Origin of the sequence: Streptomyces sp. Inha503 (assembly GCF_047215865.1) — a bacterium.
In the GTDB taxonomy this organism is placed as follows: domain Bacteria; phylum Actinomycetota; class Actinomycetes; order Streptomycetales; family Streptomycetaceae; genus Streptomyces; species Streptomyces lycopersici.
Genome location: NZ_CP178360.1, coordinates 10,989,976 through 11,004,285, shown reverse-complemented (window position 1 = coordinate 11,004,285; position 14,310 = coordinate 10,989,976). Strand labels below are relative to the sequence as shown.

Genomic DNA, 14,310 nt, shown 5'->3' with positions numbered 1-14,310 from the left:
TACGAGTCAAAGAAGACTGAAGAATGAAAGGAGGCCAGAGAACTGCACCTCGGCGGTCACATCTAGCTGAGCTCATTTTCGATGAAATCGAAGAGGTCGTCGTCCGACGCCTCGTCAAGCCGCTGCGTAATGCTCTCGGATTCCGTCGCTCCGCCCTCTCCGCCATTGAGCTTGGCAAGGAGTACCTGGAGTCGGGATGCGATGGCCATTCGCTCGGCGTTGTCCGGCTCAGCCGTGGAGAGTGATGCCTCGAGTTTTTCCAGATCCGCGATCAGCGGAGTGGCGGAAGTCCCTTCGTCGGGCAGTACGCCCGCTCGTACATGTTCTGCGAGAGTCCTTGCGTTGGGATAGTCGAAGACCAGCGTGGTCGGCAGCCGGAGTCCGGTGTCCGCGTTCAGCCGGTTTCGGAATTCTACCGCCGTGAGCGAGTCGAATCCCAATTCCTTGAAGGCGCGGTCGGATTCCACGCCCTCCATACCGGAGAATCCGAGAACCGCGGCCGCGTGACCGCGCACCAGATCGAGGACGGCACGCTCCCGCTCGCCCGGAGCCAGCCCGAGAAGCCGTTCCCTCAGGCGCGATCCGGCCTCCGCATGGGTCTCCTCGGCGGCACGGGCCCGCTCCAGGGCCGAGACGACCTCGGGCAGTTCACCGAGGAGCGGGCTGGGCCGTCCGATCGTGAACGCGGGGGCGAATCGCTCCCAGTCCACATCGGCGACCGTCACCAGACCTTCGTCACCCGCGACCGCTCCCTGAAGCGCGGCGATCGCCAGACCGGGGGCCATCGCGGGCAGGCCACGACGCGCCAGCTGGTCGCCGCCTTCGCCGGCCGCCATACCGCTCTCGCCCCAGGGGCCCCAGGCCACCGCGGTACCGGCGAGGCCCCGGGCACGCCGGTCCTCCACCAGCGCGTCCAGATAGGCGTTGGCCGCACCGTACGCCGCCTGGCCACCACTGCCCCACACACCCGCGATCGAGGAGAAGACCACGAACGCGTCGAGCTCACGGTCGCCCAGCAGCGCGTCCAGATGGCCGGCTCCCGCCGCCTTCCCCGACACCACCGACGCCGCGTCCGCCAGACCCATCCCCGCCAGCTCGGCGGCCTGCTCCACACCGGCCGCGTGAAAGACGGCCCTCAGCGGGAACTCCTCCGGAACGGCGTCCAGCACCGCGGCCAGTCCCTCGCGGTCGGCCACATCGCAGGCCGCCACGGTCACCCGGGCGCCCAGCGCCTCGAGCTCCGCACGCAGCTCGGGTGCGCCCGGTGCCTCAAGGCCTCGGCGACTGGTCAGCACCAGATGCTCGGCCCCCTGGCTCACCGCCCACCGCGCGATCCGAGCACCCAGCGCGCCCGTACCACCGGTCACCAGCACCGAACCGCCGACTCGCCACGACCGCTCCGCACCCTCGCCGGCCTCCGCCCTCGCCAGGCGCCGGACGAACACCCCAGAACCGCGCACGGCGATCTGGTCCTCATCGCCCCCGGCGGACAGCACACCCACCAGCCGGCTCACGGCCCGCTCGTCCAGTACCTCGGGCAGATCGACCAGACCACCCCACACCTCGGAGTGCTCCAGCCCCACGACCCGGCCCAGACCCCACACCTGCGACTGCGTCACGCCGGCGAGCCGGTCCGAACGCCCCACCGATACCGCACCCCGCGAAACACACCACAGCGGGGCCCCGGCACCCACCTCCACCAGCGCCTGCACCAGCGTCAACGTGGAAGCGAAGCCGCCGGACAGCGCGGGGTGCTCCGGGCAGGGCTCCTCGTCCAGGGCGAGCAGCGACAACACACCACCCAGTTCGGGCACATCCGCGACCGCCTCACGCAGCCGCTCCCCCAGGACCGCGGCGTCAAGGTGGCGCTCATCCACCACCAGCGACACCACATCCGCGCCATGCCGCCCGAGCCCGGAGACGACGCCCGCCACCAGTTCGTCCTCGGCACGCGACGCCGGAACCACCGCCAACCACGTCCCCGACAGCGACCCACCGGTCACGTCAGCGACCGGCTTCCACGACACCCGGTAGCGCCAGCCGTCGATCGTCGACTGCTCGCGGTTGCTCCGGTGATACGCGGACAGCGCGGGCAGAACCGCGCTCAGCGGCGTATTGCCGTCGACGTCGAGCGCCTCGGCGAGCGCTTCGAGATCCTCGCGCTCGACCGCCTCCCAGAATCGCGCGTCCACCGAATCCGCGGCGGTCGAACCGGCATCCCGGCCGCCACCGGCCGCGGACGTCTCCGGCCAGAACCGCTCGCGCTGGAACGCGTATGTGGGCAACTGCACATGGCCCGCACCGCGGTCCGCGAATACCGATTCCCAGTTCACCGCGCCACCGTGCGCATGCAATTCGGCCAGCGCCGTCACCAACGCCCCTGTTTCCGGGCGCTGCTTGCGCAGCACGGGAACCAGCATTGCCGCCGAAGTATCTCCGGCGCTTTCCGCGAGGCAGTCCTGAGCCATCGCGGTGAGCACACCATCGGGACCCACTTCCAAGAACCTGGTCACGCCCAACGCCTCAAGCGAACGTACCCCATCCGCGAACCGAACCGCCTCACGCACATGCCGAACCCAATAGTCCGGAGAACACATCTCCGCTTCCGATACCGGCCCACCGGTGACATTGGACACCAGCGCCATGGTCGGCGGTTCAAAAGAGACCTCACGGACCACGTGGCCGAACGCGTCCAACATACTGTCCATGAGGCAAGAGTGAAACGCATGCGAGACCCGCAAACGCCTAGTCTTTGTCCCCTTCGCCGTCCATGTGTCCGCCACCTCCTGGACCGCTGCCGCATGGCCGGCGATCACCACTGCCGATGGACCGTTGACCGCCGCGATGCTCATCTCGTGCTCGCGACCGGCGAGTGACGCGGCGACCTCCTCCTCGGATGCCTGGATGGCCACCATCGCGCCGCCCTCGGGCAGCGCCTGCATCAGCCGGCCGCGGGCCGCGATCAGCGTGCACGCGTCCTCCAGCGAGAACACCCCGGCCACATGTGCCGCGGCGATCTCGCCGATGGAGTGGCCGATGAGGACATCCGGGGTGACGCCGAAGTGCTCCAGGAGCCGGAACAGCGCCACCTCGATGGCGAACAGCGCGGGCTGGGTGAACGCCGTCCGATCCAGCAGCTTGGCATCCACACCGCCCTCCGCCGCGAACATCACCTCGCGCAGCGGGCGGTCCAGCACCACATCCAGGTGCGCACACACCTCGTCCAGCGCCTGGGCGAACACCGGGAACGCCCCGTACAACTCCCGCCCCATGCCCAGGCGCTGCGCACCCTGGCCGGAGAACAAGAACGCCGTCTTACCACCCGTTACGGCCTGCCCCTGGACGACTCCGGAAGCGATCCCGCGCCCGGCCACGGCCTCGAGACCACGCAGAAGGGACTCCCGGTCCTCGCCGACCACCACGGCACGGTGCTCGAACACCGAGCGGGCCGCCAGCGAGTACCCCACGTCCAGCGCCCCGAGGTCAGCCCGGTCCGCCACATGCGCGTACAGCCGTTCGGCCTGCGCCCGCAACGCCTCCGGGCTCTTACCGGAGACCAGCCACGGCACCACGTCCATCGACTCGGCCGTTCCGGGGGTCGCGGTGTCCGGGACCTCGGGCTCCACCACGGCGGGGGCCTGTTCGATGATGGTGTGCGCGTTGGTCCCGCTCAGGCCGAACGAGGAGATACCCGCCCGGCGCGGTCGGTCCGTCTCCGGCCACGCGGTCGTCTCGGTCAGCAGCCGCACCTCACCCGCCGACCAGTCCACCTGCCGCGACGGCTCGCCCAGATGCAGCGTCTTCGGCAGCACGCCGTGCCGCATCGCCATCACCATCTTGATGACACCCGCGACACCGGCGGCGGCCTGCGTATGACCGATGTTCGACTTGATGGCCCCCAGCCACAGCGGACTTCCCTCCGCCCGGCCCTGGCCGTAGGTGGCCAGCAGCGCCTGCGCCTCGATCGGGTCACCCAGCATGGTGCCGGTGCCGTGCGCCTCCACCGCGTCCACCTCGGCGGCCGACAGTCCGGCACTGGCGAGCGCCTGCCGGATCACCCGCTGCTGCGACGGGCCGTTCGGTGCCGTCAGACCGTTCGACGCGCCGTCCTGGTTGATCGCCGAACCTCGGACGATCGCCAGCACCGGGTGACCGTTCTTGCGCGCGTCCGACAGCCGTTCCACGAGAAGCATGCCGACGCCCTCGCCCCACCCGGTGCCATCCGCCTCGTCGGAGAACGGCTTGCACCGACCGTCGGGAGCGAGTCCACGCTGACGGCTGAACTCCACGAACGCACCCGGTGTCGACATCACCGACACACCACCGGCCAGCGCCAGATCACATTCGCCCTGCCGCAGCGCCTGCATGGCCATGTGGAGTGCCACGAGCGACGAGGAGCACGCGGTGTCCACCGTCACCGCGGGTCCCTCGAGACCGAAGGTGTAGGAGATGCGCCCCGACGCCACGCTGGCCGCGCTTCCCGTGCCCAAGTGGCCTTCGAACTCACCCTGCTCGTCCATCCACAGCCCGGCGTAGTCCTGGCCGTTCGTGCCGACGAACACACCCGCCCGGGTGCCCCGCAGCGACTCCGGAGCGATACCGGCCCCCTCGAACGCCTCCCACGACGTCTCCAGCAGCAGCCGCTGCTGCGGGTCCATGGACAGCGCCTCGCGCGGCGAGATCCCGAAGAACCCCGCGTCGAAGTCCGGGGCGCCGTAGAGGAAGCCGCCCTCGCGTGCGTAGGACGTGCCGAACCGCTCGGGGTCGGGGTCGTACAGCCCGTCGAGGTCCCAACCGCGGTCGGCGGGGAACTCGGCGATGGCGTCGCCGCCCTCGGCGACCAGCCGCCACAGCTCCTCCGGGGTATGGACATCCCCGGGGAAGTGGCAGCTCATCGCGACGATCGCGATCGGGTCACTGTCCACGGCGACGGCCCTCGGCTCGGCCGCGGCCACGGCCGGCTGGGTGGTGCCGAACGCCTCGGCGTCCAGGTAGTCGGCCAGTTCGACGGCGCTCGGATAGTCGAAGACCAGGGTGGCCGGGAGACGCAGCCCCGTCGCGAGGTCCAGCCGGTTGCGCAGCTCGACCGCGGTGAGGGAGTCGAACCCGAGGTCGCGGAAGGCCCGGCCGGGCTCGACCGACTCCGCCGAAGCATGGCCGAGCACCGCGGCCGCATGCCCCCGTACCAGTTCCAGTACGGCCTGGTTCCGCTCGGTCGCCGACAGTCCGGCGAGCTTCTGGGCGAAGGTGGCGGCTTCCGCCTCGGCACCGGCCTCGACCGCGGTCAGGTGCTTGAGCGCCTCGGGGATGTCGCTGATGAAAGCACCGCCGCCGGACGCGGTGTGTGCCGAGGCAAGGCGCTCCCAGTCGACGTCCGCGACCACGAGTGCCGCCTCGTCATGGCCGACGGCCCAACCGAGCGCCGCTACGGCCAGCGCCGGGTCCATCGCGGCCACCACACCACCGCGCACCCGTTCCCCGGCGCGGCCCTCCACGGCCATACCGGCCTCGGCCCACGGCCCCCAGGCGACCGCCGTACCGGCGAGTCCGGCACCACGACGCAGCACCGCGAGCGCGTCCAGGTGGGCGTTGGCCGCCGCGTAGGCCCCCTGTCCGGCGCCGCCCATGACGCCGGCGAACGACGAGAACAGCACGAACGCGTCGAGCTCCAGATGTGCCGTCAGTTCGTGCAGCTGCCGCGCGCCCGCCACCTTGGCGCCGAGCACCCCGGCGACCCGGTCGACGGACAGACCGTCCAGCACACCGTCATCCAGCACACCAGCCGCGTGCACCACTCCGCGCAGGGGGAACTCCTCGGGGATCCCCGCCAGCAGCTCGGTGAGCGCTTCGCGGTCGGCCACATCACACGCGGCCACGGAGACCAGCGCGCCCATGGCCTCGAGTTCCGCCTTGAGCTCGGGCGCACCGTCGGCCGCCAGGCCGCGGCGGCTTGTGAGGACGATGTGCTCCGCGCCCTCGCGCACCGCCCAGCGGGCTACATGCGCGCCCAGCGCGCCCGTACCACCGGTCACCAGAACCGAGCCGGTCGGCCGCCAGGCTCCGCCGTCCGACGACGCGACACGCGCCAACCGCCGGACGAACACTCCGGAGCCCCGCACCGCCGCCTGGTCCTCGGCGCCCTCGGCGGACAGCACACCGGCCAGCCGCCCGACGGCACGCTCGTCGAGTACCTCGGGCAGATCGACCAGGCCACCCCAGATCCGGGGGTGCTCCAGGGCGGCGACCCGGCCAAGGCCCCACACCTCCGCCTGCACCGGGCTGGTGAGCCGGTCGGAACGCCCCACCGAGACCGCGCCCCGCGAGGCGCACCACAGCCGAACGCCCATGTCCAGCCCGGCCAGGGCCTGCACCAACCGCAGGGTCAGCGCGAGTCCGGCCGCGACCACCGGCTCCTCGGCGAGGGGCTCCTCGGCCAAGCCGAGCAACGACAACACGCCGACCTCGGACTCACCGTCGAGTGCGGCGAGCAGTGCTCGGGCCAGCCCGTCGGCGTCCGTGTCGGCGGCAACCGCCACCGGTACCGCGCGGGCGCCGTACTTCTCGAATCCATGGCGGATCGACGTGGTGACGTCGCTGTCCGCCAGTCCGGCCGGCACCACCAGCAGCCAGGTCCCCGACAGGGACCCGGTGGCCGGGTCCGGGACCGGCTTCCAGGAGACGCGGTAACGCCAGCCGTCGACCGTGGCCCGGTCGCGCTGCTGCCGACGGTACGACGACAGCGCGGGCAGCAACTCGCTCAGCGAGCCCTCCCCGTCGATGTCCAGCGCCTCGGCGAGGGCCTCCAGGTCCTCGCGCTCAACCGCCTCCCAGAACCGGGCGTCCACGCTGTCGGCGGTGGAGCCACCCGACGCACTGCCCCCGTCCTCCAGCCAGTAGCGCTGTCGCTGGAAGGCATAGGTGGGCAGTTCGACCTTCCGCGCACCGCGTCCGGCGAAGAGCTGCTCCCAGTCGACGGTGACGCCGTGGGCGTGGAGTTCGGCCAGAGCCGTCGTCAACGCCTGCGGCTCGGGGCGGTCCTTGCGCAACACCGGCACGACGACCGAGGTCGACGCGTCCTCCGCCGTCAGGCACTCCCGCGTCATCGCCGAGAGCACACCGTCCGGGCCCACCTCCAGGAAGGTGGTCACGCCCTGCGCCTCGAGTGCCCGTGCCCCGTCCGCGAACCGCACGGCCTCCCGCACGTGGCGCACCCAGTACTCGGGCGAGCACACCTCGTCCGCGCCCGCCGACTTGCCCGTCACATTGGACATCAGCGCGATCGAGGGCGGCGCGAACGACAGCCCCTCCACGACCTTGCGGAAGCCGCCCAGCATCGCGTCCATACGCGGCGAGTGGAACGCGTGACTGACCCGCAACCGACGAGTCTTACGACCCTGCTCCGCCCACCGCTCGGCGATCTCCACAACCGCCGCCTCGTCACCGGCGATGACCACGGAGGTGTGGCTGTTGACCGCCGCGACACTCACCTCGGCCTCACGACCGGCCAGCGACGGAGCAACCTCCTCCTCCGACGCCTCGACAGCCACCATCGCGCCACCCTCCGGCAGCGCCTGCATCAGCCGGCCACGAGCCGCCACCAGCACGCACGCGTCCTCCAGCGAGAACACCCCCGCCACATGCGCCGCGGCGATCTCACCGATGGAGTGACCGATCACCACATCCGGCACCACGCCCCACGCGGACAGCAGCCGGAACAACGCCACCTCGACCGCGAACAGCGCGGGCTGGGTGAACGCCGTCTGATCCAGCAACTCGGCATCCACACTCCCCTCCGCCGCGAACATCACGTCCTTCAGCGGACGGTCCAGCACCACATCCAGATGCGCACACACCTCATCCAGCGCACGCGCGAACACCGGGAACGCCTCATACAACTCCCGCCCCATGCCCAGGCGCTGCGCACCCTGACCCGAGAACAGGAACGCGGTCGAACCCGACGTACGCGCGGCGGACCGGACCACTCCCGGGGCGGTCTCACCGGCCGCGACAGCCTCGAGCCCGCGAAGCAGTTCGGCGCGATCCGAGCCCGTGACCACCGCACGGTGTTCCAGGACCGAGCGCGTCGCCACCAGCGAGTAACCCACATCCAGCGCGCCCAGTTCGGTGCGCTCCATCAGCCGCGACCTCAGCCGTTCGGCCTGGGCGCGCAGGGCTTCCGGGCTCCGGCCGGAGAGCGCCCACGCAAGGACGCCGCGGTCCTCGGCGGGATCCTCGTCCGGCACCTCCTCGTCGTACACCGGGGCCTGCTCGATGATGGTGTGCGCGTTGGTCCCGCTCACACCGAACGCCGACACACCGGCCCGGCGCGGCTGACCCGTCTCCGGCCACTCGATGGCCTCGGTCAGCAGCCGCACCTCACCCGCCGACCAGTCCACCTGCCGCGACGGCTCGTCCACATGCAGCAACTTCGGCAGCACACCGTGCCGCATCGCCATGACCATCTTGATGATCCCGGCGACACCGGCGGCGGCCTGCGTATGACCGATGTTCGACTTCAGCGCGCCCAGCCACAGCGGGCGGCCCTCCGGCCGCTCCTGGCCGTACGTCGCGAGCAGCGCCTGTGCCTCGATCGGGTCGCCGAGCATGGTGCCGGTGCCATGCGCCTCCACCGTGTCGACCTCGGCGGCCGACAGGCGGGCGTTCGCCAGCGCCTGCCGGATGACCCGCTGCTGCGAGGGGCCGTTGGGCGCCGTCAGACCGTTCGACGCACCGTCCTGGTTGATGGCGCTGCCGCGCACGATCGCCAGCACCTGGTGGCCGTTGCGCTCGGCATCGGACAGCCGCTCCACCAGCAGCATGCCCACACCCTCGGACCAGCCGGTGCCATCGGCGGCGTCCGCGAACGGCTTGCAGCGGCCGTCGGGCGCCAGTCCACGCTGGCGGCTGAACTCCACGAAGGCCGCCGGCGTGGCCAGTACGGTCACACCGCCGGCGAGCGCCATGTCGCACTCGCCCTGACGCAGCGCCTGCGCGGCTTGGTGCAGCGCGACCAGCGACGACGAGCATGCCGAGTCCATCGTCAGCGCGGGCCCCTCAAGACCCAAGGTGTAGGAGATACGACCGGACACGACCGATGTCGCGTTACCGGTCAGCAGCTGTCCTTCCAGGTCGTTGGCGCCGGACCCGTAGCCCGAGGTGGCGGCCCCCACGAACACGCCGATCTGGTTGCCGCGCACGGACGTGGGAGCGATACCGGCGCGCTCGAACACCTCCCACGACGTCTCCAGCAGCAGCCGCTGCTGCGGATCCATGGCAAGCGCCTCACGCGGCGAGATCCCGAAGAACGAGGCGTCGAACTCGCCCGCCTCGTGCAGGAAACCGCCCTCGCGCGAGTAGAACGTGCCCGAGCGCTCGGGGTCCGGGTCGTACATCCCGTCCACGTCCCATCCGCGGTTGGACGGGAATTCGGAGATCGCGTCGCTGCCGCCGACCACGAGGTCCCACAGATCCTCCGGGCTGTGCACCCCGCCCGGGAAGCGGCAGCTCATCCCGACGATCGCGATCGGATCGTCATCGACCCGAGCCGCCACCGCCACCGGCGCGGCCACCGCACCCCGTGTGCCCAGCACCTCGGCACGCAGGTGGTCCGCCAGGATCGACGCGTTCGGGTAGTCGAAGACCAGCGTCGCCGAAAGCGCCAGCCCGGTCTCCGCGTTCAGCCGGTTACGGAGCTCCACCGCCGTCAGCGAGTCGAAGCCCAGCTCCTTGAACGCGCGCTCGGCGTCGACCGTCTCCCCACCGGTGAACCCGAGGACCGCGGCCACATGGCCACGCACCAGGTCGAGCAGGGCCCGGTCGGTCTCGGCCCCGGTCAGCCCCGCCAACCGCTCCCGCAGGCCCGACGAAGCATCCGCCCCGCCGGACGCGCCCGCGGCCTCGAGCACCTTCGCGACCTCGGGGAGGTCTCCGATCAACGGGCTCGGCCGCCCCAGGGTGAACGAGGGGGCGAATCGCTCCCAGTCCATATCGGCGACCGTCACCACACCGTCGTCACCCGCGATCGCGCCCTGCAAGGCGGCGATGGCCAGCGCCGGAGCCATGGCGAGCAAGCCACGACGGGCGAGTTCCCGCTCCGCCCCCTCCGCGGTCGCCATACCGCCCTCGGCCCAGGGGCCCCAGGCCACGGCGGTACCGGCGAGGCCCCGCGCACGGCGCTCCTCCACCAGCGCGTCCAGATAGGCGTTGGCGGCGCTGTACGCGGCCTGGCCACCACTGCCCCACACACCGGCGATCGACGAGAAGACCACGAACGCGTCGAGTTCCCGGTCGCCCAGCAGCTCATCCAGGTACGCGGCCCCCGCGGCCTTCCCGGACACCACCGCCGCCGCGTCCGCCAGACTCATCCCCAAAAGCTCGGCCGCCTGCTCGACACCCGCCGCGTGGAACACCGCGCTGAGCGGGAACTCCTCCGGAATGTCAGCGAGGACAGCGGCCAACGCGTCACGGTCCGTCACATCACACGCCACCACGGTCACCCGCGCGCCCAGCGCCTCGAGCTCATCGCGCAGTTCGGCGGCGCCCGGCGCGTCGAGGCCGCGTCGGCTGGTCAGCACCAGATGCTCGGCACCGCTGCGTGCCAGCCAACCGGCCACCTGGCCGCCCAGCGCGCCGGTGCCACCGGTCACCAGCACCGTGCCACGCGCCCGCCACGGCCGCTCCGCTCCCACACCCGCGTCGGCCCGCACCAGTCGCCTGGCGAACACCCCCGAGCCACGGATCGCGACCTGGTCCTCGCCATTCCCGGCGGTCAGCACACCGGCCAGCCGCGCCGCACCGCGCTCGTCCAGCGACTCGGGCAGATCCACCAGACCGCCCCACACCGCGGAGTGCTCCAGCGCCACCACCCGTCCCAGACCCCAGACCTGCGACTGCACCGCGCCGGTCAGCCGGTCCCAGCGCCCCACGGACACCGCGCCACGCGTACCGCACCACAACCGGGCCGGAACGTCCGCCTCGACCATCGCCTGCGCCAGCACCAGGTTCCGCGCATAACCACCCGACAGTGCCGGATACTCCGGGTTCGGCTCCTCGTCCAGGGCGAGCAGCGACAGCACACCACTCAGCTCGGGCGTCCGCCCGACCACCTCACGCAGCCGCTCCGCCAGCACGCTTCCGTCCAGGTCCCGCTCGTCCAGCACGAGCGACACCACGCCCGCACCATGCCGCTCGAGCCCGGCGACAACCCCCGGGACCAGCTCGTCCTCGGCGCGGGACGCCGGAACCACCACCAGCCACGTCCCCGACAACGACCCCTCGGCCACGTCCGGGACCGGCTTCCACGACACCCGGTAGCGCCAGCCGTCGATCGTCGACTGATCGCGGCTGCTGCGCCAGTACGCCGACAGGGCGGGCAGCACCGCGCCCAGCGACGCCTCGTCCTCGAAGTCCAGTGTCCTCGCGAGCGATTCGAGGTCTTCCCGCTCCACGGCCTGCCAGAACCGCGCGTCCACCTCGTGGCGGATGCCGAGATCGGCACCGGCCGCGTCGGCGGACTTCTCTGCCCAGTAGCGCCGACGCTGGAAGGCGTAGGTCGGCAGGTCGACCCTGCGGGCCCCGAGACCGTCGAAGGCCGAGGCCCAGTCGACGGCGGACCCGTGAACGTGCAGCCTGGCGAGCGCCGTGGTCAGGGCCACGACCTCCGAGCGATCCTTGCGCAGCCCCGGCACGATCACGGGCGCCGAGGCGGGCTCGGACCGTTCCGACAGGCAGTCCTGCGCCATCGCCGAGAGCACACCGTCGGGACCCACCTCCAGGAGGGTGGTCACGCCCTGTCCCTCGAGTGTCCGCACTCCATCCAGGAAGCGCACGGCCTCCCGCACATGCCGCACCCAGTACTCCGGCGAGCACACCTCGGCGTCCGAGGCCGGCCCGCCGGTCACGTTGGAGACCAGATCGATGGTGGGCGCGTTGAATGAGAGCCCCTCGACGACCTTGCGGAAGTCGTCCAGCATCGCGTCCATGCGCGGCGAGTGGAAAGCGTGGCTGACCTTCAGCCGGCGGGTCTTGCGGCCCTGCTCCGCCCACTTCTCGGCGATCTCCAGCGCCGCTCCCTCGTCACCGGCGATGACCACGGCGGCCGGGCCGTTGACGGCCGCGATGCTCACCTCGGCCGCACGCCCGGCCAGCGATCCGGAGATCTCCTCCTCCGACGCCTGCACCGCCACCATGGCGCCGCCCTCGGGCAGCGCCTGCATCAGCCGGCCGCGGGCCGCGATCAGCGTGCACGCGTCCTCCAGCGAAAACACCCCGGCCACATGCGCGGCCGCGATCTCGCCCACCGAGTGGCCGATGAGGACATCCGGGGTGACGCCGAAGTGCTCCAGCAGCCGGAACAGCGCCACCTCGATGGCGAACAGCGCCGGCTGGGTGAACGCCGTCCGATCCAGCAGCTCGGCATCCGCGCTGCCCTCGGCCGCGAACATCACCTCCCGCAGCGGACGGTCCAGCGCCACATCCAGGTGCGCGCACACCTCGTCCAGCGCCCGCGCGAACACCGGGAAGGCGTCGTACAGCTCCCGCCCCATGCCCAGGCGCTGCGCGCCCTGACCCGAGAACAGGAACGCGAGGGTGTCCTCGACGCGTGTCGTGCCCTGAATGACCTGAGCCGCGTTCTCGCCGGTGGCCAGAGCCTTCAGGCTGCGGAGGAACTCGTCCCGGTCCCCGGCGACCAGGGCCGCACGGTGCTCGAAGGCCGATCGGGTCGTGGCCAGGGAGAAGCCGACGTCCGTCAGCGCCGCCCCCGAGTGGGCGCTCAGATGGGCGTGGAGCCGACCGGCCTGGGCGGCGAGCGCCTCCGCGCTCTTGCCGGACAGCAGCCACGGCAGGACAACGGACCGCTTGGCCTCGTCCCCCTCGGGGGCCGTCGTCCGGGTCTGTCCATCACGGTCGGCTTCCGGAGTCTGCTCGATGATGGTGTGCGCGTTGGTCCCGCTCACCCCGAACGAGGAGATACCCGCCCGGCGCGGTCGGTCCGTCTCCGGCCACGCGGTCGTCTCGGTCAGCAACCGCACCTCACCCGCCGACCAGTCCACCTGCCGCGACGGCTCATCCACATGCAGCGTCTTCGGCAGCACCCCGTGCCGCATCGCCATCACCATCTTGATGACACCCGCGACACCAGCGGCGGCCTGGGTATGGCCGATGTTCGACTTGATGGCACCCAGCCACAGCGGACTGTCCGCCGACCGCTCCTTGCCATACGTCGCCAGCAGCGCCTGCGCCTCGATCGGGTCACCCAACGTGGTACCCGTACCGTGCGCCTCGACCGCGTCCACCTCCGACGCCGACAACCCCGCACTCGCCAGCGCCTGACGGATCACCCGCTGCTGCGACGGGCCGTTGGGCGCCGTCAGACCGTTCGACGCACCGTCCTGGTTGATCGCCGAACCCCGGACGATCGCCAGCACCGGGTGACCGTTCTTGCGCGCGTCCGACAGCCGCTCCACGAGAAGCATGCCGACGCCCTCGGACCAGCCGGTGCCATCCGCCGCGTCCGCGAACGGCTTGCACCGGCCATCAGGGGCGAGCCCCCGTTGCCGGCTGAACTCCACGAAGGCACCCGGCGTCGACATCACCGACACACCACCGGCCAGCGCCAGATCACACTCGCCCTGCCGCAGCGCCTGCATGGCCATGTGCAGCGCCACCAGCGATGCCGAACACGCCGTGTCCACGGACACCGCGGGCCCCTCGAGACCCAAGGTGTAGGAAATACGCCCCGACACCACGCTGACCGCGCTACCCGTCAGATAGCCCTCGAGCCCACCTCCTGCCTCCAGAAGATGAGTCGAGTAGTCCTGACCGTTCGTGCCGACGAACACCCCGACCGGCTTGCCACGCAGGGACAGTGGGTCAATGCCGGTTCGCTCGAACGCCTCCCATGACGCTTCGAGCACCAACCGCTGCTGCGGGTCAGTCGCCACGGCCTCACGGGGAGATATTCCGAAGAACTGCGGGTCGAACTCGTCGGCCTCGTAGCAGAAACCGCCCTCTCGGGCATAACTCGTCCCCGGATTGTCCGGGTCCGGGTGGTACAGCCCCTCGGTGTCCCAGCCGCGATTCGTCGGAAACCCGGAGATGGCGTCGACGCCATCGACGACGAGTTGCCACAGTTGCTCCGGGGTGTGCACGCCTCCAGGGAAACGACAGCTCATCCCGACAATGGCAATGGGCTCACGCGACGCCGCGACCAGGCGCTGATTCTGTAGCTTGAGGCGGTCGTTTTCCCGCAAAGAAGCGCGCAGCGCTTCGACAACTCTCTCGGAGGACGTAGCCATCAGTAGCTCCACA

The 14,310-nt window shown here is 71.1% G+C and carries 1 protein-coding gene; it reads right to left on the bottom strand.

Annotated elements, in window-relative coordinates; genetic code table 11:
• Positions 1-62: 62 nt before the first annotated feature.
• Positions 63-14,297, bottom strand: a complete 14,235-nt coding sequence (locus ACJX2R_RS45655) for a type I polyketide synthase (RefSeq protein ID WP_413104902.1) — start codon at positions 14,295-14,297, stop codon at positions 63-65.
• Positions 14,298-14,310 lie beyond the last annotated feature (13 nt).

Excerpts from the sequence above, each read along its gene's own strand:
- ACJX2R_RS45655 (WP_413104902.1), bottom strand. The coding sequence starts at position 14,297 with ATGGCTACGTCCTCCGAGAGAGTTGTCGAAGCGCTGCGCGCTTCTTTG.